General features: G+C 74.2%; 23 protein-coding genes. 9 read left to right on the forward strand and 14 right to left on the reverse strand.

Annotation, left to right across the window (positions count from 1 at the left end):
* Positions 1–10 precede the first annotated feature (10 nt).
* A complete protein-coding gene (locus tag ACTHM3_RS04460) occupies positions 11–424 on the forward strand; it encodes a Sec-independent protein translocase TatB (protein ID WP_440404888.1) in 414 nt (137 codons plus the stop codon).
* Here ACTHM3_RS04460 and ACTHM3_RS04465 read toward each other — a convergent pair.
* The gene (locus tag ACTHM3_RS04465) at positions 421–1,971 is read right to left on the reverse strand and encodes a succinic semialdehyde dehydrogenase (RefSeq protein ID WP_440404889.1); all 1,551 of its coding nucleotides are present in this window, start codon (positions 1,969–1,971) and stop codon (positions 421–423) included. The genes ACTHM3_RS04460 and ACTHM3_RS04465 overlap by 4 nt on opposite strands.
* 54 nt (positions 1,972–2,025) lie before the next feature.
* On the opposite strand from ACTHM3_RS04465, the gene ACTHM3_RS04470 reads away from it, so the two are divergent.
* The gene (locus ACTHM3_RS04470) at positions 2,026–3,441 is read left to right on the forward strand and encodes an MFS transporter (protein ID WP_440404890.1); all 1,416 of its coding nucleotides are present in this window, start codon (positions 2,026–2,028) and stop codon (positions 3,439–3,441) included.
* Positions 3,438–4,916, forward strand: coding sequence for a pyridoxal phosphate-dependent decarboxylase family protein (locus ACTHM3_RS04475; RefSeq protein WP_440404891.1), 1,479 nt, complete (start codon positions 3,438–3,440; stop codon positions 4,914–4,916). The genes ACTHM3_RS04470 and ACTHM3_RS04475 overlap by 4 nt, the downstream gene beginning before the upstream one ends.
* A gap of 61 nt (positions 4,917–4,977) precedes the next feature.
* Here the strand turns inward: ACTHM3_RS04475 and ACTHM3_RS04480 are convergent, their stop codons facing one another.
* The 3 genes from ACTHM3_RS04480 to ACTHM3_RS04490 are packed head-to-tail and all read right to left on the reverse strand — an operon-like array spanning position 4,978 to position 7,846.
* Positions 4,978–6,036 carry a P-loop NTPase gene (locus ACTHM3_RS04480; protein ID WP_440404892.1) on the reverse strand — a complete coding sequence of 353 codons (1,059 nt, stop codon included), beginning with the start codon at positions 6,034–6,036 and terminating at the stop codon, positions 4,978–4,980.
* Between the two features lie 12 nt (positions 6,037–6,048).
* The gene (locus ACTHM3_RS04485) at positions 6,049–6,561 is read right to left on the reverse strand and encodes a DUF1003 domain-containing protein (protein WP_440404893.1); all 513 of its coding nucleotides are present in this window, start codon (positions 6,559–6,561) and stop codon (positions 6,049–6,051) included.
* Positions 6,545–7,846, reverse strand: a complete 1,302-nt coding sequence (locus ACTHM3_RS04490) for a magnesium transporter MgtE N-terminal domain-containing protein (RefSeq protein ID WP_440404894.1) — start codon at positions 7,844–7,846, stop codon at positions 6,545–6,547. Before ACTHM3_RS04490 ends, ACTHM3_RS04485 begins: the two co-directional genes overlap by 17 nt.
* Positions 7,847–7,910: 64 nt before the next feature.
* Between ACTHM3_RS04490 and ACTHM3_RS04495 the strand changes: the two genes are divergently transcribed.
* Positions 7,911–8,399, forward strand: a complete 489-nt coding sequence (locus ACTHM3_RS04495) for a general stress protein (protein WP_440404895.1) — start codon at positions 7,911–7,913, stop codon at positions 8,397–8,399.
* An 18-nt stretch (positions 8,400–8,417) separates the two neighbouring features.
* On the opposite strand, the gene ACTHM3_RS04500 is transcribed toward ACTHM3_RS04495, so the two are convergent.
* The 3 genes from ACTHM3_RS04500 to ACTHM3_RS04510 are packed head-to-tail and all read right to left on the reverse strand — an operon-like array spanning position 8,418 to position 11,512.
* Positions 8,418–9,899: an aminopeptidase P family protein gene (locus tag ACTHM3_RS04500; protein ID WP_440404896.1), complete on the reverse strand. Its 1,482-nt coding sequence runs from the start codon at positions 9,897–9,899 to the stop codon at positions 8,418–8,420.
* Positions 9,899–10,735 carry a helix-turn-helix transcriptional regulator gene (locus ACTHM3_RS04505; protein ID WP_440404897.1) on the reverse strand — a complete coding sequence of 279 codons (837 nt, stop codon included), beginning with the start codon at positions 10,733–10,735 and terminating at the stop codon, positions 9,899–9,901. Before ACTHM3_RS04505 ends, ACTHM3_RS04500 begins: the two co-directional genes overlap by 1 nt.
* Before the next feature lie 9 nt (positions 10,736–10,744).
* Positions 10,745–11,512, reverse strand: coding sequence for an SDR family oxidoreductase (locus tag ACTHM3_RS04510; protein ID WP_440404898.1), 768 nt, complete (start codon positions 11,510–11,512; stop codon positions 10,745–10,747).
* Positions 11,513–11,607: 95 nt separating this feature from the next.
* Between ACTHM3_RS04510 and ACTHM3_RS04515 the strand changes: the two genes are divergently transcribed.
* Positions 11,608–12,450, forward strand: a complete 843-nt coding sequence (locus ACTHM3_RS04515; RefSeq protein WP_440404899.1) for a zinc-ribbon domain-containing protein — start codon at positions 11,608–11,610, stop codon at positions 12,448–12,450.
* Positions 12,451–12,467: 17 nt separating this feature from the next.
* On the opposite strand, the gene ACTHM3_RS04520 is transcribed toward ACTHM3_RS04515, so the two are convergent.
* Positions 12,468–13,475, reverse strand: a complete 1,008-nt coding sequence (locus tag ACTHM3_RS04520) for an endonuclease/exonuclease/phosphatase family protein (RefSeq protein ID WP_440404900.1) — start codon at positions 13,473–13,475, stop codon at positions 12,468–12,470.
* 65 nt (positions 13,476–13,540) lie between these two features.
* On the opposite strand from ACTHM3_RS04520, the gene ACTHM3_RS04525 reads away from it, so the two are divergent.
* On the forward strand, positions 13,541–14,392 hold the full coding sequence (locus ACTHM3_RS04525; RefSeq protein WP_440404901.1) for a PHP domain-containing protein: 852 nt from the start codon (positions 13,541–13,543) through the stop codon (positions 14,390–14,392).
* A 9-nt stretch (positions 14,393–14,401) separates the two neighbouring features.
* Here the strand turns inward: ACTHM3_RS04525 and ACTHM3_RS04530 are convergent, their stop codons facing one another.
* From ACTHM3_RS04530 to ACTHM3_RS04540, 3 genes are read right to left on the reverse strand one after another with little or no spacing between them, the layout of a single operon-like run.
* A complete protein-coding gene (locus tag ACTHM3_RS04530) occupies positions 14,402–14,911 on the reverse strand; it encodes a DUF805 domain-containing protein (protein ID WP_440404902.1) in 510 nt (169 codons plus the stop codon).
* A gap of 37 nt (positions 14,912–14,948) precedes the next feature.
* Entirely contained in the window at positions 14,949–15,380 is a 432-nt protein-coding gene (locus tag ACTHM3_RS04535) for a DUF805 domain-containing protein (RefSeq protein WP_440404903.1), read from the reverse strand.
* Positions 15,377–16,858, reverse strand: a complete 1,482-nt coding sequence (locus ACTHM3_RS04540; RefSeq protein WP_440404904.1) for a DEAD/DEAH box helicase — start codon at positions 16,856–16,858, stop codon at positions 15,377–15,379. The genes ACTHM3_RS04535 and ACTHM3_RS04540 overlap by 4 nt, the downstream gene beginning before the upstream one ends.
* 59 nt (positions 16,859–16,917) lie before the next feature.
* Between ACTHM3_RS04540 and ACTHM3_RS04545 the strand changes: the two genes are divergently transcribed.
* A complete protein-coding gene (locus tag ACTHM3_RS04545) occupies positions 16,918–17,637 on the forward strand; it encodes a ferritin-like fold-containing protein (RefSeq protein WP_440404905.1) in 720 nt (239 codons plus the stop codon).
* 43 nt (positions 17,638–17,680) lie between these two features.
* On the opposite strand, the gene ACTHM3_RS04550 is transcribed toward ACTHM3_RS04545, so the two are convergent.
* The 3 genes from ACTHM3_RS04550 to ACTHM3_RS04560 all read right to left on the reverse strand — a co-directional run bounded on the left by ACTHM3_RS04550 (position 17,681) and on the right by ACTHM3_RS04560 (position 18,636).
* On the reverse strand, positions 17,681–17,977 hold the full coding sequence (locus tag ACTHM3_RS04550) for a hypothetical protein (protein ID WP_440404906.1): 297 nt from the start codon (positions 17,975–17,977) through the stop codon (positions 17,681–17,683).
* A 50-nt stretch (positions 17,978–18,027) separates the two neighbouring features.
* Positions 18,028–18,252, reverse strand: a complete 225-nt coding sequence (locus ACTHM3_RS04555; protein ID WP_440404907.1) for a DUF3107 domain-containing protein — start codon at positions 18,250–18,252, stop codon at positions 18,028–18,030.
* Between the two features lie 63 nt (positions 18,253–18,315).
* Positions 18,316–18,636 carry a pyrophosphatase gene (locus tag ACTHM3_RS04560; RefSeq protein WP_440404908.1) on the reverse strand — a complete coding sequence of 107 codons (321 nt, stop codon included), beginning with the start codon at positions 18,634–18,636 and terminating at the stop codon, positions 18,316–18,318.
* A gap of 79 nt (positions 18,637–18,715) precedes the next feature.
* Here ACTHM3_RS04560 and ACTHM3_RS04565 point away from each other — a divergent pair, with 79 nt between their 5' ends.
* Together ACTHM3_RS04565 and ACTHM3_RS04570 are read left to right on the forward strand one after the other, a co-directional pair.
* On the forward strand, positions 18,716–21,922 hold the full coding sequence (locus ACTHM3_RS04565) for an ATP-dependent helicase (protein ID WP_440404909.1): 3,207 nt from the start codon (positions 18,716–18,718) through the stop codon (positions 21,920–21,922).
* On the forward strand, positions 21,919–25,167 hold the full coding sequence (locus tag ACTHM3_RS04570; RefSeq protein WP_440404910.1) for a UvrD-helicase domain-containing protein: 3,249 nt from the start codon (positions 21,919–21,921) through the stop codon (positions 25,165–25,167). Before ACTHM3_RS04565 ends, ACTHM3_RS04570 begins: the two co-directional genes overlap by 4 nt.
* The last annotated feature ends 6 nt before the right edge of the window (positions 25,168–25,173 follow it).

Genomic DNA, 25,173 nt, shown 5'->3' on the forward strand with positions numbered 1-25,173 from the left:
CCTATGACCCATGTCCTTCGGGCTGACGTTCGACAAGCTGATCATCATCGCCGTGATCGCGGTGTTCCTGATCGGTCCCGACCGGCTGCCCTCGTACGCCGCCAAGCTCGCCCAGCTGGTCAAGCAGCTCCGCGGCTTCGCCGACGGCGCGAAGGACCGCATGCGCGAGGAGATGGGCGACGACTTCGACGAGGTCGACTGGCGCAAGCTCGACCCGCGACAGTACGACCCGCGGCGCATCATCCGTGAGGCGCTCGTCGACGACGAGGTCGACTACGTGTCCGTCCCTGCGGCCGCCGAGACGGTGGCCGAGACTCCGGCCGCCCCGGCCGCCCACAGCCGCTACGTCGAGTCGGCGTACGAGCAGCGCCGCCGCAAGGCGGGCAACCCCGTGCCCCCGCCCTACGACGTCGAATCGACCTAGCGGCGTCGCAGCACGCGGAGCGTCCGGAGCAGCAGGAGCATCGCGGGCGTGAGGGCGCGGAACTCCGCCCCCGTCCGCGGCAGCTGCAGCAGCCCCGTGGCGCTCGCGATCGTCGTCGCGTCGGCGTAGCGGAGGAGCCCCTCGGCGCCGTTCCGGCGCCCGAGTCCCGAGTGCTTGACGCCGCCCATCGGCGCGTCGACGCTGCCGAAGCTCGCGCGGTATCCCTCGTTGATGTTGACGCTGCCGGCCTTCAGCCGCTCGGCGACGCGCATCCCGCGGCTGCGCGAGCCCGAGAGCACCGACGCGTTCAACCCGAACTCGGAGTCGTTGGCCGCGGCGATCGCGGCCGCCTCCGAGTCGACCACCGTCACCGCGACGACGGGCCCGAAGGTCTCGTGCGCGAAGCACTGCATCTCGCTCGTGACGTCGGCGAGCACCGTCGGCTCGACGAAGTAGAGGCCGATCTCGGGGCGCGCGTGCCCGCCCGCGAGCACGGTGGCGCCCTTCGCGACCGCGTCGTCGATGTGGGCCATCACCCGGTCGAGCTGCGCTTTCGTCGCGAGGGAGCCGACGTCGGTCGTGTAGTCGAGATCCGTTCCCAGCCGCAGCGACGCGACGCGCTCGGCGAAGGCCGGGATGAAGCGGTCGGCGACGCCGCGGAGGACGTAGATGCGCTCCATCGACACGCAGAGCTGCCCGGCGGCGGAGAAGCATCCGTAGGCGGCGTCGGCGGCGGCCTTCTCGGGGTCGACGTCGTCGAGGACGATCATCGGGTTCTTGCCGCCGAGCTCCATGGAGGACGGGACGAGCCGGCCCGCGGCGCGCTGGGCGACCTTCGTGCCGGTGGCCGTCGACCCGGTGAAGCTGACGTAGTCGCCGGCGTCCACGACCGCGTTGCCGATCTCCTCGCCGTCGCCCGCGACGATGCCCCACAGCGCCTCCGGCACGCCCGCGTCGGTGAAGCACCGGCGGGCCGCGAGGATGGAGAGAGCGCCCTGGTCGTCGGCCTTCTGCACGACGCCGTTGCCGGCCGCGAGGGCCGGGGCGATGTCCATGATCGCGAGGCTCAGCGGGTAGTTCCACGGGGTGACGACGCCGACGAGGCCCTTGGGCCGGTAGCGGACCTCGGCGGTGAGCACGAGCGGGATCCCGCCGCGGCGCGGCCCCCCGCGGAGCACGCGGTGCGCGGCGAGCGCGTTGTAGCGGGTCGCGGCCGCCGAGTTGAAGACCTCCTCGAAGGCCTGGCCGCGGGTCTTGCCGGTCTCGGTCTGCACCGCGTCGAGGAGCAGCTCCCGGCGCTCGAGCAGGAGGTCGTGCGCCCGCAGCAGCACCTCGCGCCGATGCGCCCAGCCGGCGGCCCACCACGACGCCTGCGCGACACGGGCGGCCGCGGCCGCGTCGGCCACGTCCTGCGCGGTCGAGATCGGCAGCTCGTGCAGCACGTCGCCGGTGAAGGGGGCGATCACGGCCCGGGTGCGCCCCGAGGTGGCGGTGAGGCCCGACGTCAAGGCGTCGGTGTCGGCCCGTTGCAGCGTCGTTCCGGACATGCCGGGAGCCTATTCCTTTCGATACGGCCCGGTGCTTTCGATACGGTGAGCGGCATGGCAGCGCAGCCACCTCCCGGGCTCCCCGTAGCCTCCGACCGCCTCAGCGCGGGCAGCGTCGTGCGGTATGCCGCCGGCTCGATCGGCACGGGCGGGTTCGCGACCCTCCCGGGTCTCGTGCTCGTCTACTTCCTCACCGACACCCTCGGCGTCGCCGCGATCGCGGCCGGGCTGCTCGTGACGCTCGCGAAGGTGTGGGACGTGATCATCGATCCGGTGATCGGCGCACGGAGCGACCGCAGCCTCGCCCGCACCGGATCGCGCCGACGGTTCATGCTGCTCGGCGCGATCCTGCTGCCGGTCTTCTTCGCCGTCACGTTCGCGGTGCCGGCCGGGTTGCCGCCGCTCGCGTCCGGGGTCTGGGTCTTCGCGGCGTTCGTGCTCGCGGCGACGGCGTTCAGCCTCTTCCAGGTGCCCTACATCGCGCTGCCCGCCGAGCTCGCGACCGGGTACGACGCGCGAACCCGGCTGCTGTCCGCGCGGGTCGTCGTCCTGACCTTCGCGATCCTGCTGTTCGGCGCGGGCGGGCCCGCACTGCGGTCCCTCGGCGGCGGGGACGCGCACCTCGGGTACCGGCTCATGGGCGTCGTGGCGGCCGTGGTGCTCTTCGCGGGGCTCGTCGTCGCCATGACGGCCGCGCCGCGCGGCGCGCCCTTCGACGACGCGCGGGCCGGCGTCGGCGAGACCTACCGGCGCGGATGGCAGGCACTCCGCCGGAGCCGTCCCTTCCGGGCCCTGCTGCTCACCTTCCTCCTCCAGGCGCTGGCCACCGGGATGATGCTGGCCGGCTCCCAGTACGTGGCGCGCTGGGTCCTGCACGACGAGGCGGCGGTCGACCTCCTGTTCGTCGCGCTCATCGCCCCGGCGCTCGTCTGCGCGCCGCTCTGGGGCGTCATCGCACGGCACCTGGGCAAGGAGCGGGCGTTCGCGGTCGCCTCGGTGGTGTTCGGGCTGGCGGCGCTCTCGCTGGTCGGCCTCGCCGTCGCGCCAGGGGCGTGGCTGTACGCGTCCGTCGCCGCCGCGGGCGGCGCCTACGCGGGCCTCCAGACCCTGCCGCTCGCGATGCTGCCGGACGTCATCTCGCACGACGCCCGCCGGCACGGCGAGAACCGCGCCGGCACCTTCGGCGGGGTCTGGACCGCAGGGGAGACCGCCGGCATGGCGCTCGGCACGACCGTGCTGACGGTCGTGCTCGCCCTCACCGGCTACCGCGCCTCGCTCGCCGGAGAGGCGACGACCCAGTCGCCGACGGCGGTGCTCGGGATCGTGCTGAGCTTCAGCATCGTGCCGGCGGTGATCGTGGCGCTCAGCCTCTTCGCGCTCGCGCGGTACCCGCTGCGGCGGGCGGACGTCGAGGGCGACGTGGCGGCCGATGTCGACGACGCGGCGCTCGAGATCGGACCGGTCGCGTGAGCGCGGGGCCGTTCCGGGCGGAGCCCGACGCGATCCTCGCGCGGCTCGCGGAGCTCCGCGCCCTCGACGCCCCGACTCACGGCGGGCGCGTGCTCAGCTACGTGTATGACCCCGGCGACGCGGCGCTCGACGAGCTCGCCGCCGCGGCGATCCGCGCCATGCAGCCGGTCAACGGGCTCGATCCGACGACGTTCCCCTCGGTCGCGGCGCTCGAACGCGATCTCGTCGGGTTCGCGCGCGGCCTGCTGCACGGCGACGACGAGGTGGTCGGCTCCGTGACGACGGGTGGCACGGAGAGCTGCCTGCTCGCGGTGAAGACGGCGCGCGACGTGTGGCGGGCCGCGCGCCCCGACGCGGGCGCCCCGCGGCTCGTCGCGCCGACGACGGCGCACGCCGCGTTCCAGAAGGCCGCCCACTACCTGGGCCTCGAACTCGACCTCGTGCCCGTCGATGCGGACGGACGGGTCGACCCCGAGGAGATCGTGGATCGGCTCGACGACGACGTCGCCCTCGTCGTCGTGTCGGCGCCGTCCTACCCGGTCGCCGCGCTCGATCCGGTGGAGCCGGTCGCCGCGGCGTGCGCGGCCCGGGGCATCGCGCTGCACGTCGACGCCTGCATCGGGGGCCTGGTGCTGCCGTTCTGGCCGGGGCTGCCCGCGTGGGACTTCGCCGTGCCGGGGGTGATGAGCGTGAGCGCCGACCTGCACAAGTACGGCTACGCCCCGAAGGGCGTCTCGGTGCTTCTGCAGCGCGGGCGCGACCGGCAGCGGGCGCAGTACTTCGCGACCACGCGCTGGCCGGGCTACCCGGTGGTGAATCCGACCGTGCTCGGGTCGAAGTCGGCGGGACCGCTCGCCGCGGCATGGGCGATCGTGCAGGCGCTCGGGGCCGAGGGCTTCGCGGCGCTCGCCGACGACTGCCGGCGGGCGACCGCGGCGGTCCGCGAGACCGTGGCGGGGATCGAGGGGCTGCGGATCGTGGGGGAGCCGGCGGGACCGCTCCTCGCCGTCGCCGCGGACGAGACGGTGCCGGCGGACCGGCGGGTGGATCCGCACCACTGGGCCGACGCGGTGCGTGCCTCCGGGTGGGTGCTGCAGCTCCAGCCGGGGCTCGCGCAGGAGGGCGGCGTGCGCCTGCCGCCGACGACCCACCTCACGATCACGCCCGTCACCGAGCGCGGGCTGCCCGAGCTGCTCCCGGTACTCGCAGCCGGCGCGGATGCGGTGCGGGGCGTGCCGTCGGTCGATGCGGCTCAGGTGCTCGCGGCGCTGCCTCCGCTCGGGTCGGCACCGCTCGACTCGGAGACGGCGGCCGGGATCCTCGCGGCATTGGGGCTCGGCGGCGGCAGCGGGGCGCTGCCCGACCGGCAGGCGCCGCTGCTCGCGCTCATCGAGGCGGTGCCGGCGCCGGTGGCGGAGCGGCTCCTCGTGGAGCTGCTGGGGCGGCTCGTGGAGCCCGCGACGCGGGTCGAGTAGCGCCCGCAGGCGCGGATCGAGACTCTCGGCGCGGGCGCTGTCTCGATACGCCGCGTTGCGGCTACTCGACCCGCAGGGGGAGGGGCCGACCCGCGAGGCTGCGGGCGCGCGCCCCGAGCGTCGCCGCGAGCGTCACGATCGCAGCGGAGGCCGAGTCGTGCGGGTGGGCGAGCACCGCGGGGGAGCCCGCGTCGCCGTCCTCGCGGAGCGGCCCGCTCAGCGGGATCGTGGCGAGCATCGGCACATCGAGGCGGGCCGCGAGCGCGTCGCCCCCGCCCGATCCGAAGACCCCGCCCGACATGTTCTCGACCACGCCGATCACGGTCTGGCCGGTCTGCCGGGCGACCAGGCCGGAGCGCTCCGCCACGTCTGCCGCCGCGGGCTGCGGGGTCGTCACGACGACGACCTCGGCCTGCGGCAGCAGCTGGCCGAGCGAGATGGCGATGTCGCCGGTGCCGGGCGGCAGGTCGAGCAGCAGCACGTCGAGGTCGCCGAACCACACGTCGGTCAGGAACTGCTGCAGCGTGCGGTGCAGGAGCGGGCCCCGCCACGACACCGCGGTCGCCGGTTCGACGAACATCCCGATCGAGATGACCTTCACGCCGTGGGCGACGGGCGGGAGGATCATGTCGTCGACCCGGGTGGGCTTCGCGCCCTCGACCCCGAGGATCCCGGGGATCGAGAAGCCGAAGACGTCGGCGTCCACGAGTCCCACCCGCAGCCCCGACGCGGCCAGGGCGACTGCCAGGTTCGCGGTCAGCGTCGACTTGCCGACTCCGCCCTTGCCGCTCGTGATCGCATAGACGCGGGTGAGCGAGTCGGGGCCGAACTGCTGCGCGCGGGTGCCGCGCAGACGCGCGACGAGCGCCTCCCGCTCCGAGGGCGTCATGACGCCGACCTCGAGGTCGACGGACGCGACACCCGGAACGGCCGTGGCGGCCTCACGCACGTCGCGCTCGATCCGGTCGGCGGCCGGGCAGCCGACGATCGTCAGCCGCAGGTCGATGCGCGCGACGTCGCCGTCGACGACCGCCGAGCGCACCATGTCGAGCTCGGTGATCGGGCGCCGGATCTCCGGATCCTGCACCCGGCCGAGCGCCGCCCACAGCGCGTCAGGCATCGCGCGCCTCCGTCACGACCGCGCCTTGGTCGCCGGCGCCTCCGGCTCCTTCTCGAGCTCCTCGAGGAGCGCCCGCAGCTCGGCCCGGATGAAGTCCTTCGTCGCCATGTCCTGCATCGCGAGCCGCAGCGCCACGACCTCGCGGGCGAGGTACTCGGTGTCGGCGAGGTTGCGCTCGGCGCGCTGGCGGTCCTGCTCGATCTGCACGCGGTCGCGGTCGTCCTGCCGGTTCTGGGCCAGCAGGATCAGGGGCGCCGCGTACGACGCCTGCAGCGACAGGATCAGCGTCATGAGCGTGAAGTTCGTCGCCGCCGGGTCGAACTGCCAGGCGCGGGGCGCGAGGACGTTCCAGGTGAGCCACACGGCGACGATCACCGTCAGGCCGATGAGGAACCCGCCGGTGCCCATCGCCCGGGCGAAGGCCTCCGAGAACCGGCCGACACGATCCGTCCCGCTCGAGCGGAACGGCACGATCGGGGAGCGCAGCCCCTTCGGGGCGTCGAAGTCGCTAGCGGCGCGTGCCATACGACGTCCTCCTTCGGGTCGGGATCGCTGCGGTCGAGGTGCTCACGGGTTCTCGGTGACTGTCGGTACTTCGCCAGTCGTCGGGGAGGAGGTAGTCGAGGACGTCGTCAATGGTCACCACCCCGACGAGGCGGTGGTTCTCGTCCACGACGGGCACGGAGACCAGGTTGTAGGAGGCCAGGATGCGCGACACCTCGGCCGCGCTCGCGTCGGCCCTGACGGGCTCGAGGCTCGTGTCGAGGAGGGTGCCGAGGCGCTCGTTCGGCGGGTAGCGGAGCATCCGCTGGAAGTGCACCATCCCGAGGAACCGGCCGGTCGGCGGCTCGTACGGCGGCAGGGTGACGCAGACGGCGGCACCCAGCGCCGGCGCGAGCTCGTGGCGGCGGATGAGCGCGAGCCCCTCCGCGACGGTGGCGTCGCCGGAGACGATGATCGGCTCCGTCGTCATCAGGCCGCCCGCGGTGTCGGGCGCGTAGGCCAGGAGGAACCGCACGTCCTCGGCCTCCTCGGGCTCCATGAGGTCCAGCAGGGCCTCGCCCTGCTTCTCCGGGAGCTGGGCGATGAGGTCGGCCGCGTCGTCGGGCTGCATCGCGTCGAGGACGTCGGCAGCGCGCTCCTCGGGGAGCTTGCCGATGATCTCGATCTGGGCGTCCTCGTCCATCTCCTCGAGCGCGTCGGCGAGGCGCGCGTCGGGGAGCTCGGCGGCGACCTCCGCACGGCGCTGCTCCGGCAGCTCGAGGAGGGTGGAGGCCAGGTCCGCGGGCAGGAGGTCGGAGTAGGTGGCGATCAGCTGCTCCGCCGACTGCGGTTCGCCCTTCTCCGTCTTCTCGCGGACCTTGTCCCAGCCCGCGAACACGGTCGACCCCTTGCCGAACGCGCCTGTCTTCGGGCGGCGGAGGAACAGGTCGGTGATCTCCCACTCGCCGGGGGCGTTCTCCTCGATCGCGACGTCCTCGATCGTGGCCTCGCCGGATCCGTCGCGCATGACCATGCGCCGGCCGAGCAGCTCGGCGATCACGCGCACCTCGCCCCCGCGCTGGACGAACCGGCGGAGGTTGATCAGCCCGGTCGTGATGACCTGACCGGCGCCGATGGAGGTGACCCGTCCGATGCTCACGAACACGGTCCGCTTGCCCGGGATCTCGACGATGAGCCCCACGACCGTGGGCGACTTTCCGCGGCGGTAGACGACGAGCACGTCGCGCACGCGACCCACCCGGTCGCCGGCGGGGTCGAAGACGTTGCAGCCGGCCAACCGGGCGACGAAGACCCTGGTGGCGCTCACGCTCAAACCCTACTCGGGACCTTTGCACGGGACCTTCGCGACCTGGGCATGGGATGATGCGCGCATGACCGATCCCCTCGCCCGTGCCGCCGACCTGCAGCGGGTGCCGCGCGGCGACGTCCTCGGCACCTACGACACCTACCAGGAGGCGCAGTCCGTCGTGGACCGCCTCGCGAAGGCCGACTTCGCGGTCGCCAACGTCTCGATCGTCGGCAACGACCTGAAGACCGTCGAGCGCGTGACCCGCAAGCTCTCGTGGAACCGCGCCGCCCTCGAGGGCGCCGTCTCCGGCGCGTGGTTCGGCCTGTTCGTCGGGCTGCTGTTCTCGCTCTTCGAGCCGCGCACGGGATTCAACTTCGCGCTGCTGCTCGCCGCGGTGCTCATCGGTGCGGCCGCGGGCCTCCTGTTCCGGCTCGCCTCCTACGCGGTCGCGCGACGCAGCCGCGACTTCGACTCGACCCGGCAGATGCTGGCGTCGAACTATCAGGTGCTCGTGACGGACGGGCAGCTCGCAGCGGCGCAGGACGCGCTCGCGCGACCCGTGCAGGAGTAGCGGGACGGCGACCAGGGGTCAGCTCCCGGCCAGCCACGCCTCCACGTCGTCGGCCGTGCGCGGAATCGCGATCGACAGGTTCTCGGCGCCGTCCTCGGTGACGAGGATGTCGTCCTCGATGCGCACGCCGATGCCGCGGAACTCCTCCGGCACGGTCAGGTCGTCCGGCTGGAAGTACAGGCCGGGCTCGATCGTGAAGACCATGCCGGGCTCCAGGACGCCGTCGAGGTAGAGGTCGCGGCGGGCCGCGGCGCAGTCGTGCACGTCGATGCCGAGGTGGTGCGAGGTCCCGTGGACCATGTAGCGGCGGTGGTACTGCGCGCCCTCCTGCAGCGACTCCTCGGCGCTCACCGGCAGGAAGCCCCACTCGGCGGTGCGGGCGGCGATGACCTGCATGGCCGTCGCGTGGATCTCGCGGAACCGGATGCCGGGCCGCACGATCGCGAACGCCGCGTCGGCCGCCTCCCGCACCGCCTCGTAGACGCGGCGCTGCACCTCGGTGAAGCGGCCGTTCACGGGGAGCGTGCGGGTGATGTCGGCCGTGTACAGGCTGTCGAGCTCGACGCCCGCGTCGACGAGGATCAGGTCGCCGTCGCGGACCGGGCCGTCGTTGCGGATCCAGTGCAGGATGCAGGCGTGCGGCCCGCTCGCGGCGATCGTCTCGTAGCCGACGGTGTTGCCGTCCATGCGGGCGCGGCGGTTGAAGGTGCCCTCCACGACGCGCTCGCCCCGCTCGTGCGTCCGGGCGGCGTCCCGGTCGGCGACGATGTCGTCGAAGCCGCGCTTCGTCGCCGCGACGGCGGCGCGCATCTGGGCGATCTCGTAGGCGTCCTTGACGAGGCGCAGCTCGCTGAGGTCGCGGGCGAGCTGGAGGTCGGGGTCCGCGTCGACGTCCGCGTCGGCCGCCGCGGGATCGGCGTCGAGCAGGCGGCGACCGTCGATGCGGTCGGTGAGCTCGCGGTCGGCGTCGCGCACGATCCGGGTGGCGGCGTCGGCCGCGTCGAGTATGGCGTCCAGCTCTCCGAGGGGGCGGGTCGCGACACCGAGGTCGGCGGCGACGTGGGCGAGGGAGGGGCGCGGTCCCGTCCAGAACTCGCCGATCGCGGCGTTGGCGTAGAACTCGTCGGAGTCGCGGCCGGCGGTGGGGAGGAAGTAGAGGGTCGCGTCGTGGCCGTCGGCGGTCGGCTCCAGCACGAGGACGCTGCCCGGCACCGCGTCGGAGCCCCACCCGGTCAGGTGCGAGAACGCCGAGTGCGCCCGGTAGACGTAGTCGGTGTCATTGGAGCGGACCTTCGCCGGGCCGGCGGGCACGACGAGGCGCTCGCCGGGGTGGAGCGCAGAGATCCGGGCGCGGCGGGCGGCGGCGAAGGGCGCGACCTCGCGCGGGGCGGGCACCGACTCGGGCCGGTCGGCCCAGCCGCCCGAGATGAAGTCGCGGAACGTGTCGGAGACCGGGGTCGTCGAGCGGTTCGAGGTGGCGTCGGAGGTCGTGTCTGCCATCACACGATTCTGGCACCGTCGGCCGTGGAGGAGCCGAGGAGCGCGAGCCGCTCGGCGCTCGGGCTCCCGGGCTCGGGGTAGTAGACCACGAGCAGGACGCCGTCGACCGGGAGCTTGTCGCGGTGCAGCAGCAGCACGCCGACCACGGGATGGTTCAGCCGCGCCTCGCCGCCCTCCAGCACCCGGACGTCCTGCCGCGCCCACAGCTCGCGGAAGCGCCCGCTGGCCACCGCCAGCTCGCCGACGAGCTCGACCGTGCGCGGGTCGTCGATGTCGTCGCCGACCGTGCCGCGGAAAGCCGCCACGAACGCGGCGGTGGCGGACTCCCAGTCCTGATGGAAGGCGCGCTCCTCGGGGTCGAGCAGCAGCGACCGGAGCCGGTTCTCGCCCGGTCGCAGCCGCGGCGAGAGGGCGGTCGCCCAGCGGTTCGCGGCCAGCACGTCGAACGCCCGCCCCTCGACGAACGCGGGGAGCCCGATCGTCGCGAGCAGGGCGTGCAGGCGCGGCGGCACGTGCTCGGTGCGACGGGGTCGGCGCCGGGGGCGGGCCGGTCCCTTCGCCAGGCCCTGCAGGTAGTCGCGTTCGACGTCGTCGAGCCCCAGCACCCGCGCGAGCGCGTCGAGCACCTGCGGCGACGGCCGGGTGTCCCGCCCGCGCTCCAGCCGCAGGTAGTAGTCGGCGCTGATGCCGGCGAGGAGCGCGACCTCCTCACGGCGCAGCCCCGGCACCCGGCGGGTGCCGCCGCCCGGCAGGCCGACGGACTCCGGGGTGACGAGGCCGCGGCGCGCGCGGAGGTAGGCGCCCAGCCGGCCGCCGGACTCGACTGCATCGCTCACGCGGGCACGCTATCCCTTCGCCCGGCCCGGCAGCATCGCGAGCGCTCCGGAGCGCTGCCGCACGAGGTCCGCGTAGGTGCCGTCCCGCTCGGCCCAGCGGTGCATGAGCACGCCGTCGACGAGGATCTCGTGCGGCGTCGGCTCCTGCGCGAGCAGGTCCATCACGTCCGTCGCGAATTCGCCGAGGTCGAGGGCGTGCGGGTTGACGTCGCGCGCCTCCGGCACGGTGGCGACCGCCGGTGGCACGAGCTCCGCCACCTCGACGCCGGTGCCCTCGAGCTGGGCGCGGAGCGACTCGCTGTAGGCGTGCACGGCGGCCTTCGAGGCGCCGTAGGTCGGCATGAGCGGGAAGGGGAGGAACCCGATGCCGGAGCTGACGGTGACGACCGTGCCGGCGCCGCGCGCGATGAGGTGCGGGGTGAAGGCGTCGACGACGCGGATCGTGCCGAGGATGTTCACCTCGACCGTGGTGCGGGCGATGTCGAAGTGGGCGGGGTCGCGGAGGTCCTCGGTGAGGAGCACGCCCGCCATGGTCACGACGGTGTCGACGTCGGGATGCTCGGCGAGCACGGCGTCGCGCGCCGCGACGACGGACGCGTCGTCCGCGACGTCGACCGGCACGGTGCCGAAGCCCTCGGCGGTGAGATCCTCCAGGAGCTCGGCGCGACGGCCTCCGATGATGACGGTGCTGCCGGCGGCGCGGAATCTGCGGGCGAGCTCGAGACCGATCCCGGAGGTGCCGCCGACCATGACCACGGTGCGTGAGGTGATGTCCATGCCTCGACGGTAGGAGCGCGTCGGGAGACGTCCCGGGGCCCTGTCAGGACCGGGAACCGCAGACCCCGTCGGGGGTCGGTCGTAGCGTCAGCGGCATGCCGGAGTCGGTGGAGGCGTGGTGGCGGCGGCGGTGCCGCGTCACCGGGTCGGCGCTGCCCTACGCGGTCGGGAGGTACCGGCAGGAGTGGGCGCGGTTCCCGGTGCTGCAGCAGCAGTACCACCCGGAGCTCAACGCCGGGGTCGCGCTCAGCCAGATCCCGCCGGTCGCCGAGGTGCTCGTGCTGTGGCAGTGCGACGTCGGCCACCTGTTCGCCGCGACACCGTCGGAGCAGCGCGCCCGCCCCGGCCGGCAGCGGCGCCGCTCCTCGTGGTGCCCGGAGTGCGCGGCCGAGGCCGTTCCGCGGGCGCCGCGCCCGGCGGGGTGGCGACCCCCGCCTCCGCCGCCGGTGCCCGCACGGCCCTCGGTGAAGCCGCGCTGGTGCGAGCTGACGCCCGCGCTGCCGCCGGGCGAGCCGTTCGTCAGCCGCTGCGCGCCCGCCCCGTCGTCGGCGGCCGAGGCGGAGCTGCGCCAGGGCCTCTCCGCACGCCTGGAGTTCGATCCGACCCCGACGGCGGTGCGTCTCCGTCGCGCGTTCTTCGACCACCTCGAGGCGTGGCCCGACATCCTCCTGCCGGAGCTGCGGGTCGCGATCGAGTACGACACGACCGGCCGCCACGGCCTCGAGCACGTGGGCCCGCGCGAGGACGCCGACCGGCGCAAGGACCGGCTGCTGCGATCGGTCGGGTGGGAGGTCGTGCGGGTGCGGACGGGCCGGCTCCTCCCGATCGGGCCGCACGACGTGGTCGCGGCGGGCGTGTCGAGCCGGCTGTACCCGCGGATCCTCGACGCGCTCCGCGAGATCCGCGGGTCGCTGTTCGTCGACGCGTACCTGCGCTGACGCGGCGCGGACGAGCGCTATCCGGTCGGGGCGAGCCGGGCGACGACGGGCCGGTGGTCGCTGCCCGCGCCGTCCTGGGTGTCGATGACGCGGAATGCGACGACCTTCCACTGCGCCGTCGCCAGCACGTGGTCGATCGGGGCGCCGAGCAGCGTCGGCAGCCGGGTCGGCCAGGTGCCGACGGCGGCGGATCCCGTGAGCTTCGCGGCGTCGCGGCAGGAGCCGAGCTGGCCGCCGTTCGCGCCGAGGCCGTCCCAGTGGTCGAGGGTCGAGTTGAAGTCGCCCGCCGCGATCGCGTTGCCGACGCAGTGATCCGCGACCCAGCGCAGGCCCTGGCGCCAGGCGCTCATCTCGCCCGGGACGGGGGCGACGGTGTGGGTGGCGAGGAACGACGGGCCCGTGCCGTCGGCCGGCACGGCGTACACCGTCGGGATCGTGTCGGTCGTCCTCCCGCCCGAGGCGTCACGGTAGGCACCGAGCTTCGTGCTGATGAGGAGATCGGTGGTGCGGGCCTTCGAGACCTGGTCGTAGCTGAGGTGGAGGAGCTGCATCGGCATCCCCGCCGCGTCCAGCTGGTCGCGCACCTCCTGCGCCGTCGCGACGCTCGTCTCGGCGAGCACGACGACATCGGCCTGCTGCGCCTGGGCGAGCTGCGCGATGGTCTCGGAGCCCGGCGCATCACCGAGCGTGTTCCAGCTGAGGACGGTCAGCTCGCCGAGGGCCTTCGCCGGGAGCGGGGCGGTGTCGACGCCGCGCGTCGAGAGCACCGCGAGCTGCAGGCCGCCGAACGCGACGACCACGACCGCGAGCGCCCCGGCGAACCGGCGCGCCCCGCGCGAGGTCGCGGCGGCGATGAGCAGCAGCACGAGCAGCAGAGCGGCGACGCACACCGCGATCCCGCGGAGCGAGACCACCTGTGCGATGACCGGCTGCTGCTGCAGTCCGAGCAGTTGCGGCCAGGCGATGAGCAGCAGCGCGACAGCGATCGCCACCACCGCGATCGCCCCCACCACCCGTCCGAACATCGAGGGGGAGCGTAACCGTCCGCGTCGACCGGCGGGCGTCGGCGCGCCCGCCCTACGATGACCAGGTGCCCGGCATCGACCTCCACGCCCACACGAGCGTGAGCGACGGCACCGAGGCGCCGGGGGAGCTGGTGCGGGCCGCGGTCGACGCCGGCCTCGACGTCGTGGCGATCACCGACCACGACGCGACCTCGGGGTGGGAGGAGGCGTTCGCGGCGGCGCGGGGGACCGGGATCACGGTCGTGCCGGGCCTCGAGCTCAGCACCCAGCTCGACTACGCGAGCGTCCACGTGCTCGGCTACCTCGTCGATCCCGCCGATCCCGGGCTCGTCGCCGAGACGGAGCGGATCCGCGAGGAGCGCCTGCATCGGGCCCGGTCGATGGTCGAGCGGATCGCCGTCGACTACCCGGACCTCAGCTGGGAGCGCGTCCTCGAGCACACGACGCCCGACGCCACCGTCGGCCGTCCGCACATCGCCGACGCGCTCGTCGCCCTCGGTCACGTGCCGGACCGCACGGCCGCCTTCGGCTCGATCCTGCACTGGCAGGGCGGCTACTACCGTCCGCACGAGGCGCCGCCGCCGCTCGAGGGCGTGCGGCTCATCGTCGCCGCCGGGGGAGTGCCCGTGATCGCCCACCCGGGCGCGCGGGGGCCGGAGCGCGTGCTGAGCGACGCGCGGATGCGCGGGCTCGTCGACGCCGGGCTCGCGGGCCTCGAGATCGCCCACCGCGACAACCCGCCGGCGTCGCGGGAGCGGCTGCGCGCCCTCGCCGAGCGCTTCGGCCTCCTGACCACCGGATCCAGCGACTACCACGGTGCCGGCAAGCCCAACCGGCTCGGCGAGAACACGACCGATCCGGAGGCCTACGCGCGCATCGTCGAGCGCGCGACCGGCTCCGCACCCGTCACCGGCTGATCCCGCTCGTCAGTCGCGGCGCTGCTCCGCGACGGGCGGCGGGACGGCCGGGGGCACATTCGCCGCGTACCACTCGGCGTAGCCGCGGTCGAACCGCACGCCGCTCGGCTGGGACGCCGAGGCGCAGAGCACGATGAGGATGATGCCCCCCACCCACGGGATGACCCCGAGCAGCGCATAGGTGCCGCCGTAGCCGGCGTCGTGCAGTCGGCGCCAGGTGATCGCCAGGCCCGGCACGATCGACCCGAGGAAGACGATCGCCAGGAGGCCGCCGAAGACGCTCACGATGACCGAGCTCGCCACGGTGTCGCCCTGCCCGAGGCTGAACCCCAGGGTGAGCGTCACCACGTACAGCCCAACGTCGACGACGGCGAAGAACAGTGCCGTCCACCAGTACTCGCTGCGGCTGGCGCGCCCCGAGAACGTCGCGTAGTTGCGGTAGAACCGCGCGATCGCCTGCCCGAACGACGCGCCGTAGAGCGGCAGGTCGAGACGGTCGGTTCCCGGTGTCGTCGTCATCCCGCCCAGCATACGAACGGTCCCGACGGCGGTCGGGTCACGCGTCGAAGCGGGCGCCCTCGGGCTTGGACGGCAGCAGGTTGAGGATGAGCACGATCAGGGAGCCGATCGACGGGATGAGGTGGAGGAACCACCAGTACCCGCTGAGGTCCGCATCATGGAGCCGGCGGACCTGGATCGCGATCGCGGGCACGATCGACCCGATCGCGATCACGGCGCTGATCGCCGCGAACACGGCGAACACGACCTGTCCGCCCGCGGGGTCGTGCACGGCGAGGTGCGCCAGCCCGGCGACCACCCACACGAGCGCGTAGAGCAGCGCGAAGAACAGCGCGACCCACCAGAACTCGGACCGGCTGGCGCGCCCCGAGAAGGTCGCGTATTTGGCGTAGAAGCGCGTCACCGCCTGGCGGAACGTCGCCCCGTGGACGGGCTGGCCGAGCGGCATCGCCGCCTCGGCGGTCGTCATGCCACGCCCCCCGACGGGGTCGGTGCGCCGCCGCCTGCGCCGCCGCGTCGGCGCCGCGTGCGCCGCCGCCGCGTCGGCGTCTCTCCGTCGTGCGTCCCGCCGCCCTCGGCACGGGCGGCCTCGCCGGCCGGTGCCGACTCGCGGGCCTCACCGGCGGAGGTCGAGCCCCCGCCGGAGCGGCCCGAGCCGCCTCGGCGCCGCCGGCCCCGGGGCGACCCGTCGCCCTCGGCGCGTGAGCCGTCGCCCGCCGACGACCGCTCGCGCGGAGGACGGTCGACGTGCGGCGCCGCGGGGGTCGGCTTCAGCCGCCCCTTCGCGCCCGCGGGGATGTCGAGGTCGCTGTAGAGGTGCGGCGACGACGAGTAGGTCTCCACGGGTTCCGGCTGCCCGAACTCGAGGGCGCGGTTGATGAGCGCCCACTTGTGCAGGTCGTCCCAGTCGACGAACGTCACCGCGATGCCGGTCTTGCCGGCGCGGCCGGTGCGACCGGCGCGGTGCAGGTAGGTCTTCTCGTCCTCGGGGATCGTGTGGTTGATGACGTGCGTGACGTCGTCGACGTCGATGCCGCGGGCCGCGACGTCGGTGGCGATGAGCACGTCGAGCTTGCCGGCCTTGAAGCGGGCCATGGAGCGCTCGCGCGCCTCCTGGCTCATGTCGCCGTGCACCGATCCGGCGTTGAAGCCGCGGTCGTTGAGCTCCTCGACGAGCTTGGCCGCCGCACGCTTGGTGCGCGTGAAGATGACGGTCTTGCCGCGGCCCTCCGCCTGCAGGATGCGGGCGACGACCTCGTCCTTGTCGAGCGAGTGCGCCCGATAGATGAGGTGCTTGATGTTGGCCTGCACCTGGCCCTCGTCGGGGTCGGTGGCGCGGATGTGGATCGGCCGGTTCATGAACCGACGGGCCAGCGCGACGACCGGGCCGGGCATCGTCGCCGAGAACAGCATCGTGTGCCGGGTCGGCGGCGTCTGCGCGAACAGCTTCTCCACGTCGGGGAGGAAGCCGAGGTCGAGCATCTTGTCGGCCTCGTCGAGCACCATCTCCTGCACGTCCTTGAGGGAGAGCAGGCGCTGCCCCGCGAGGTCGAGGAGGCGGCCCGGGGTGCCGACGACGATCTGCGCGCCGGCCTTGAGCTCCTCGATCTGGCCCTCGTAGGCCTTGCCGCCGTAGATGGCGGTGACCTTGGTGGGCCGGTTCGAGGTGGCGAGCTCGAGGTCCTCGGCCACCTGGACGCAGAGCTCGCGGGTGGGGACGACGACGAGCACCTTCACGCCGGGCTCGGGGTCCGGTCCGAGGCGCTGGATGATCGGGAGGCCGAAGCCGAACGTCTTGCCGGTGCCGGTCTTGGCCTGGCCGATGATGTCCTGGCCGGCGAGGCCGAGAGGGATGGTCTGGCTCTGGATCGGGAAGGGCTCGATGATGCCCTTCGCCGCGAGCGCGTCGACCATGTCCTGGTCGATGTTCAGGTCGCTGAAAGTCAAGGAATGCCTGTCTGAAGATGAGAGGAGGCCAGTCTACCGGCGACAGTAGGCTGATCGCCGTGCTGAGGCTGTTCCGGCGTCGCCGTCGCCCCGCCGCGGCGCCCGTGCTCACGCCGCGATCGGAGGCGGTCTCCGCCGTGCGCGTCGAACTGGCGGAGCTCACACCGGCTCCCGAGCCGTTCCTCGGCCAGGCCGCCTATCTCGCCCTCGTGCTGTTCGAGAACCTCGGGCGCGCCGTGCAGACCGCGCCGACGACGGCCGCCAAAACCGCGCTCGGTGCGGCGGCCGCGCAGGTGCTGGAGGCGCACGAGGGACTCGTGACGGAGCTCCGCGGGCTCGGCGCCGATCCGATCGCGGCGATGGACCCGTTCCGGGCCGGCCTCGACGAGTACCTGGCGCGCGTGCAGGGCGCGGACTGGCCCGAGACCCTCGTGACCTGCTACCTGACGACGGGATTCCTCGCGGACTTCTTCACCGGGCTGGCTGCGGGGCTGCCCGACGGCCTCGCCGAGCGGGTGGGCGTGCTGCTCGACGTCGACCACGGCGAGCGGGTGCTCGAGGCGCAGCTGCGCACCGTCATCGAGCAGAGCCCGCGGATCGCGTCGCGGCTCGCGATGTGGGGGCGCCGGCTCATCGGCGACACGATGCTGATCGCGCGCTCGGCGCTCGCGATCGACGCGGCGCACGCGGAGCTCGAGGTCGAGCGCGTGGAGCCCGCGTTCGCCGAGCTGATCGGCGCGCACACCCGGCGGATGGACGCCCTCGGGCTCACCGCCTGACGCGGATCGCGTCCTGCCGACGTGCGCGTCGGGGGATCGGCGATCAGGCCCGGCCGCGGCTGAGCTCGTGGAGCAGCCGCTGGTCGCCGCGGGTGCGGCCCTGCCAGACGGCGAGCCACACGGCCACGCACGCCAGCAGGGTGACGCCGAGGGCGACGACCCAGATCCAGCCGCCGTCGTACTTCCAGCCGAGCCAGGTGAGGCCCTCCCACACGACCGCCGCGACGACGACGCCGACGGCGGGCAGGAGGAACAGGCCGTAGCTGTGGCGACCGGGGAGCGCGTAGCGCACCAGACCGCCGATGCCGGCGGCGATCACCAGGACGAACAGCAGCTCCACGCGGGGAAGACTAGCGCGCGACTCCGGGGGCCGGGCGTCGGTGCCCGGCGTCAGGCGACGAAGCCGACGCGGCGCGACTCCTCGCTGCCGACCTCGAGGTAGCCGAAGCTCGCGGTCGGGACGATGTAGAGCTTGCCCTTGTCGTCGGCGAGCTTGATGAACTTCGCATCGGAGGCGAGCGCGTCGGCGACGATCTTCTCGATCTCGGCCGCGGTCTGCGACGACTCGAAGTTCAGCTCGCGGGGGCTGTTGACGATACCGATGCGAATGTCCACGTCACGAGGCTAGGGGATCGTCGCGCGCGCGATCCGGCGGTTCGCCCACGGCAGACGGCGGGCTCAGGACGCCGGGGTCGGACGCCTCCAGATCAGCCACTTCCGTGCGATCTCGTCGGCGAGGTCGATGTCGAACCGCTCCGCCACGAGCAGCACCTGCGCCAGGACGTCGGCCACCTCGGCGCGGAAGTCGGCGTCGCGCTCCTCCGGGCCGCGGCCCTTGTCGCGCGCCTGCCCGGTTCGAGCGAGGTAGGCCTGGGTCAGCTCGCCGACCTCCTCGTTCAGCTTCAGCACGAACCAGTCGTCCGTGCGGTCGATGCGGTGGCGCTCCGCGTAGTACGCGGAGACCCCCTCGATGTCGTTCTGCAGGTCCTCGAGCTCCACCCGCCCAGTCTCGCGCCCGCCCTCTCGCCGGAGAGGATGCCTCGCCTCCGATGTCGCCGACCGCGGATAGCGTGGCCGCGTGAGTTCGATCGGCTTCGTGCGCGGGGCGTCCGACGCCGACCCGCGGGTGGTGCTCGACGCCGCCCAGCAGCAGGTCGTCGATCTCGCCGAGGGGGAGTCCGCGGCGGTGCTCGGCGCCCCCGGCACGGGCAAGACGACGGCGCTCGTCGAGCTCGTCGCCGACCGGGTGCGGGAGCTCGGCTACGGCCCCGGCGAGGTGCTCGCGCTCACGGCGTCGCGCGCCGCCGCGACCCGGCTGCGCGACCGTCTGGCGCTGCGGATCGACCGGCCGACCGACGGTCCGCTCGCGCGCACGTTCAGCTCCCTCGCGTTCGAGCTCGTGCGCTCGGCGGCGCGCGCGGCCGGCGCCGAGTCGCCGAGGCTCTTGACCGGTGCCGCGCTCGACGCCGACCTCGCGGAGCTGCTGGCCGGCCAGGAGGAGGACGGCACCGGCCCCGACTGGCCCGAGCCGCTCGACGCGCAGGTGCGGCGCCTCCGCGGATTCCGCGGCGAGCTGCGCGAGCTGATGGCGCGCGCGACCGAGTACGACGTGAGCCCCGAGCGGCTGCGGGAGCTCGGCCGCGCGACCCGCCGGCCCGAGTGGGTCGCCGCCGCGGACTTCGTCGCCGGCTACCAGCGGCTCGTCGGCCTCGTCCGGCCGCAGGAGTACGACCCGGCGGAGCTCGCCCGGTACGCGGTCACCGCGATCCGGGACGGCGGCGCCGACGACCGCATCGCGCGGCTCCGGCTGGTCGTCGTCGACGATATGCAGGAGGCGACCGAGGGCGCGCTCGCGATGCTGCGGGCGCTCGCATCGCGCGGGGTCGCGGTCGTCGCGTTCGGGGATCCCGACGTGGCGGCCAACGCGTTCCGCGGCGGCGAGCCCGACGCGCTCGGCCGGCTCTCGGCGGAGCTCGGCGTGCCGGCGCGGCGCATCGTCCTGACCACCGTGCACCGGCAGGGGCCCGTGCTCCGGGCGCTCACCGCCGCCGCGACGGAGCGCATCGGCGCCGCCGCCGCGGGTGTGCAGCGCCGCGCCGTCGCGGGGGCCGAGGACGCGGCGATACCGCTCCTCCGCATCGAGGCCCCGTCGCCGGCGCGCGAGTGGACCGCGGTGGCCCGGGTGCTGCGCCAGGAGCACCTCGTTCGCGGCGTGCCGTGGTCGGAGCTCGCCGTGGTGGTGCGCAGCGGCGCCCAGACACCGGGGCTCGCGCGCGCACTGGCGCTCGCCGAGGTGCCCACCCGTACCACGAGCGGCGGCCTCGCGCTCCGCGACGAGAAGGCGGCGCGGGCGCTGCTCGAGCTCGTGCAGGCGGGCATCGGCGCCGTCGAGCTGACGCCGGAGCGCGCGGTCGACCTCCTGCTCGGCCCGTTCGGCGGGCTCGACGCCCTCTCGCTCCGGCGGCTGAGGCTGAGCCTGCGCGCCGAGGAGCTGGCGGGGGGCGGGGTGCGGCCGAGCGGCGAGCTGCTCGTGGAGGGCCTCCGCGACCGCGGCCGGTTCGCCACCATCGACAGCGCCCCGGCGCGGGCGGCCGGGCGGCTGGCGGAGACGCTCGCGCAGCTCCGGGAGGCGCAGGCGACGATCGAGGAGCTGCTCTGGCTGGCGTGGGAGCGCTCGCGCCTCGCCGAGTCGTGGCGGCAGACGGCGCTCGGCACCGGTATCCCCGCGGCGGAGGCGAACCGCGACCTCGACGCGATCGTCGCCCTGTTCGCCGCCGCGAAGGACTACGTCGAGCGCCGGGAGCACGAGGGGGCGACCTCGCGCGCCGTCGCGGAGGAGTTCATCGCCGAGACGCTCAGCCCCGACGTCCCCGAGGACGTGCTCGCCCCCCGCCGCGACGACGACGCCGTGCTGGTGACGACCCCGTCGGGCGCCGTCGGGCTGGAGTTCCGCACCGTCGTGGTCGCGGGCCTGCAAGACGGCGTGTGGCCGAACCTCCGTCCGCGCGGCTCGCTGCTCGGGCCGCAGCACCTCGTCCGTGCCGCGGTCGGGTCCGGGGAGACCGAGCTCGACGAGCGCAAGCTCGTCCTCGACGACGAGCTGCGGATGTTCGCGCTCGCCGTCTCGCGGGCCCGGGAGCGCGTGGTGCTCGCCGCCGTCGCGAACGACGACGAGGCGCGGAGCGTGTTCTTCTCCCTCCTGCCCGAGGGCGTCCCGCTCGTCGACGCGACCGCCGCGGTGCCGCTCACCCTCCGCGGCGCGGTCGGGCGGCTCCGGCGCACGCTCACCGACCCCCGCGCCCCGCGCGCCGAGGTCGACGCCGCGGCGTCGTCGCTCGCCGAGCTGGCCCGGCTCGGACTGCCCGGCGCCGACCCCGCCGACTGGCACGGGCTCGCGCCGATCTCGTCCGAGGGGCCCCTCTTCGCGGGCGAGCCGGTGCGGGTCTCGCCGTCGCGCATCGAGCGGCTGGAGGAGTCGCCGCTCGACTGGTTCCTCGAGACCATCGCGGGCGGCGACTCCGGCGTCGTGGCGAACGTGGGCACGATCCTGCACTGGGCGATGGAGACGACCCCCGATCCGACATTCGACAGCCTCTGGCAGGCGGTCGAGGCGCGCTGGACGGAGCTCGTCTTCGAGTCGCCGTGGTTCGCCGAGCGGCAGCAGCGCCTGGCCCGTGGGTTCACGCGCGCGCTCGCCGAGTACCTCGGCGACTTCGCGCGCGAGGGCAAGACGCTCGTCGCGGCGGAGGAGCGGTTCCTGCTGCAGTACTCGACGGAGGAGTTCCCGACCATGCCGGGGGAGGAGGGCGACGAGGGCGAGCGGCGGCCGGACCGCCCCGGCATCCAGGTGAGCGGCTCCATCGACCGCGTCGAGATCGGCCCGGACGGTTCGGTCGTCATCGTCGACCTCAAGACCGGACGGCCCATCACCTCGCAGGCGGTGATCGACGAGCTGCCGCAGCTCGGCGCCTACCAGCTCGCCTACGCGGAGGGCCACCTCGGCGAGCGGCTCGCCGGCATCGCCTCGCACCGGCCGGGCGGGGCGAAGCTGCTCTACGTCCGAGCGGGCAAGGGCGAGAAGCTCTACCGCGAGGGGGCGCAGGCGGCTCTCGACGAGGCGGGGCTCGAGGCGATCCGCGAGCGGATCCGCAAAGCGGCGGTGCTCATCGCGGCGGCCGCGTACGAGGGCCGGCTCGAGCTCGACAGCTACGGCGGCCTCCCGACCATCCCGCGGCTGCGGATGCACCGCGTGCCGGCGATCTCGAGCGACGAGGGGGCGTCGTGAGCGAGAACCCCAGCGTCTCGGCGCGCGACATCGCGGCCGCGCTCGAGCTGCCGCCGCCGACCGACCAGCAGATCGCCGTGATCGAGGCGCCGCTCGAGCCGGCCCTCGTCGTCGCCGGCGCCGGCAGCGGCAAGACGGAGACGATGGCGAACCGCGTGTTGTGGCTGCTCGCCAACGGGCACGTGCGGCCGGGGGAGGTGCTCGGGCTCACCTTCACCCGCAAGGCGGCCGGCGAGCTCGCGGCGCGCATCCGCACGCGCATCGAGCAGCTCGCCGCCGTCGGTCTCGTGCCGGGCGACCACGACCCGTTCGAGGCACCCGACGTCGCGACCTACAACTCCTTCGCCAACGCGATCTTCCGCGACAACGCGGTGCTCGTCGGCCGGGACGGCGACGGCCCGGTGCTCGGCGAGGCCGGCGCGTGGCAGCTGGTCCGCCGGGTCGTCACGAGGTCGGCCGACCCGCGCCTGCCCGACCTCGACAAGAACCTCGACCCGGTGACCTCGGCGGTGCTGAACCTCAGCCGCGCGATGGCCGAGAACCTGGCCGACCCCGAGGAGGTGCGCGCGCTCTCCCGCGACATCGCCGCACTCGCCGACCTGCCCTACGGCGACCGCTTCCCGCGCGACGCCGACCTCGCGTTCACTTCCCAGGTCGCGGCGCTCGACGTGCTCGTCGACCTCGTCGCGGAGTACGAGGAGGCCAAGTTCGCCCGGAGCGCCGTCGAGTACTCCGACCAGGTCGCGCTCGCCCTCCGCATCGTCCGCAAGGCGCCGCGCGTTCGCGAGGAGCTGCGCGCCCGCGCCAAGGTCGTGCTCCTCGACGAGTACCAGGACACCTCCGTGGTGCAGACCTGGCTGCTCGCCGAGCTCTTCGCCGACCACCCCGTCATGGCGGTCGGCGACCCGAACCAGTCGATCTACGGATGGCGCGGCGCCTCCGCCTCGAACCTCGAGCAGTTCGCGGGGCAGTTCGGCGCCTCCGGGCCGACCTACGCCCTCTCGACGAGCTGGCGGAACGGTCATCGGATCCTGGACGCCGCGAACGCGCTCGTCGCCCCCCTCGCGGCGGCCTCGCGGGTGCCGGTCGCCGAGCTCACGCCGTCGCCGGTCGCCTCCGACCACGCCGTCCGGCTCGCCTTCGACGAGGACATCGAGACCGAGGCGGCGACCGTCGCCGACTGGTTCGCCGCGCGCGTCGGCACGGCGGAGCGCCCGGTCGCGAGCCCGCCGTCGGCGGCGCTCCTCTTCCGCGCCCGCGCGACCCAGGCGGTGTTCCTGGCGGCGCTGCGCGAGCGGGGCGTGCCGTACCACGTGCTCGGGATCGGCGGCCTTATGGCCGAGCCCGAGATCGCCGATCTCGTCGCGATGCTGGCGGTGCTCGACGACGCGGGCGCGGGGCTCGAGCTGATCCGGGTGCTCGCCGGGTCGCGCTGGCGCATCGGCGTGCAGGACCTCCACGCGCTGAACCGACTCGCCTCCTGGCTACGCGATCGCGACCACGCGCAGCGGCCCTACGACGAGGAGCTGCAGGAGAAGCTGCGCGCGAGCCTCACCGAGGGGGAGTCCGGCTCCATCGTCGACGCGCTCGACTTCATCGCCGGCGCGCCCGAGGGGCACGGCGCCCTCGCGCGCTTCACGGAGGCGGGCCTCCTGCGGCTGCGCGACGCGGGCGCGACGGTCCGTCGGCTGCGGGGCCGGATCGGAATGCCGCTGCCGGATCTGGTCACGCTCGTCGAGCAGGAGCTGCGGCTCGACGTCGAGGCGATCGCCAACGAGACCCGCCGCGTCGACGGTGCCGCCATGGAGGCCTTCCTCGACGCGATCGACGGCTACCTGGCGCTCGAGGTCGGCGGCGAGAGCGCGAGCCTCCGCGGGTTCCTGGCCTGGCTCCGGGCCGCCGAGGACCGCGAGGACCTCGCGCCGCGCCCCGAGGATCCGGAGCCGGGCACGGTCCAGATCCTCACGATCCACGGGTCGAAGGGGCTCGAGTGGGACCTCGTGGCCGTCCCGCGCCTCGTGCAGGACGAGCTGCCGATGAAGCCCGTCGACGGCACCAACGGCTGGCTCGCGTTCGGGCAGCTGCCCTGGCCCTTCCGCGGCGACCGCGACGACCTCCCCGACTTCGCCTGGCGCGGCGCGGCGACCCGCAAGGAGGTCGCCGCCGCGCGCAAGGACTTCAAGGCCGCGGTCGCGCAGCGCGTCGACGACGAGGAGCGCCGCCTGGCCTACGTCGCGGTGACGCGCGCGCGGCACGAGCTGCTGCTCTCGGGATCGTTCTGGTCGACGCCGCAGAAGCCGCGGCGCGCGAGCGCCTTCGTGGCCGACATCGCCGCGGCCGGCGTCGTGCCGGCTCCGCCGGACGCGCCGACGAGCGACGAGAACCCGCTCGGCGACGACCTCGAGACCTTCCGCTGGCCGCGCGACCCCCTCGGGCACCGTCGCGCGGCGGTGGAGCGGGCCGCGGAGGCGGTGCGGGCCGCGACGCCCGGGATCGCGGGCCGGCTCGCCGAGGAGCTGACGCTGCTGCTGGCCGAGCGCGCCGCCCGCGCGGCGGGCGAGGGGCGCGTGACGCTGCCGGTGCGCGTCGCGGCGTCCCGGTTCAAGGACTTCGTGTCGGAGCCGGGGGCGGTCGCGTCGTCGACGCTCCGGCCGATGCCCGAGCGGCCCTACCGCGCCACCCGCCTCGGCACGCTCTTCCACGCCTGGGTCGAGGAGCGCTACGGCATCGGCGCCGGTGCCGACGAGCTGGACGCGGCCCCCGACGAGCTCGACGACCTCGGTGACGACGCCGCCGGGCTCGGCGGGTTCGGCGGGTCCGCCATCGGAGTCGAGCCGGAGGCGGAGGAGCTGTCGCGGCTCCAGGCGACGTTCGCGGCGTCGCCCTGGGCCGACCGCCGTCCCGTCGAGGTGGAGCGCGAGATCCACCTGCCCTTCGACGACCGCATCGTCATCTGCAAGATCGACGCGGTGTACCGCGACGATCTCGAGCCCGAGCGGTTCGAGATCGTCGACTGGAAGACCGGCAAGGCCCCGAAGGACGCCGACGACCTCGAGCGCAAGCAGCTCCAGCTCGCCCTGTACCGGCTCGCGTACTCGCGGTGGGCGGGAGTGCCCGTCGACCGCATCGACGCGGCCTTCTACTTCGTGGCGGACGACCGCATCATCCGGCCCGACCACCTCGATTCCGAGGAGGAGCTGCTGGCCCGCTGGCGCGCCGCGTTCGGCGTCGGAGGTGCTTCCTAGACTGAC

Origin of the sequence: Pseudolysinimonas sp. (assembly GCF_051954455.1) — a bacterium.
Classification (GTDB): Bacteria; Actinomycetota; Actinomycetes; order Actinomycetales; family Microbacteriaceae; genus Pseudolysinimonas.

Coding starts and splice junctions, on each gene's coding strand:
- ACTHM3_RS04460 (WP_440404888.1), top strand. CDS start 11: ATGTCCTTCGGGCTGACGTTCGACAAGCTGATCATCATCGCCGTGATC.
- ACTHM3_RS04465 (WP_440404889.1), bottom strand. CDS start 1,971: ATGTCCGGAACGACGCTGCAACGGGCCGACACCGACGCCTTGACGTCG.
- ACTHM3_RS04470 (WP_440404890.1), top strand. CDS start 2,026: ATGGCAGCGCAGCCACCTCCCGGGCTCCCCGTAGCCTCCGACCGCCTC.
- ACTHM3_RS04480 (WP_440404892.1), bottom strand. CDS start 6,036: ATGCCTGACGCGCTGTGGGCGGCGCTCGGCCGGGTGCAGGATCCGGAG.
- ACTHM3_RS04485 (WP_440404893.1), bottom strand. CDS start 6,561: ATGGCACGCGCCGCTAGCGACTTCGACGCCCCGAAGGGGCTGCGCTCC.
- ACTHM3_RS04495 (WP_440404895.1), top strand. CDS start 7,911: ATGACCGATCCCCTCGCCCGTGCCGCCGACCTGCAGCGGGTGCCGCGC.
- ACTHM3_RS04500 (WP_440404896.1), bottom strand. CDS start 9,899: ATGGCAGACACGACCTCCGACGCCACCTCGAACCGCTCGACGACCCCG.
- ACTHM3_RS04510 (WP_440404898.1), bottom strand. CDS start 11,512: ATGGACATCACCTCACGCACCGTGGTCATGGTCGGCGGCACCTCCGGG.
- ACTHM3_RS04515 (WP_440404899.1), top strand. CDS start 11,608: ATGCCGGAGTCGGTGGAGGCGTGGTGGCGGCGGCGGTGCCGCGTCACC.
- ACTHM3_RS04520 (WP_440404900.1), bottom strand. CDS start 13,475: ATGTTCGGACGGGTGGTGGGGGCGATCGCGGTGGTGGCGATCGCTGTC.
- ACTHM3_RS04530 (WP_440404902.1), bottom strand. CDS start 14,911: ATGACGACGACACCGGGAACCGACCGTCTCGACCTGCCGCTCTACGGC.
- ACTHM3_RS04535 (WP_440404903.1), bottom strand. CDS start 15,380: ATGACGACCGCCGAGGCGGCGATGCCGCTCGGCCAGCCCGTCCACGGG.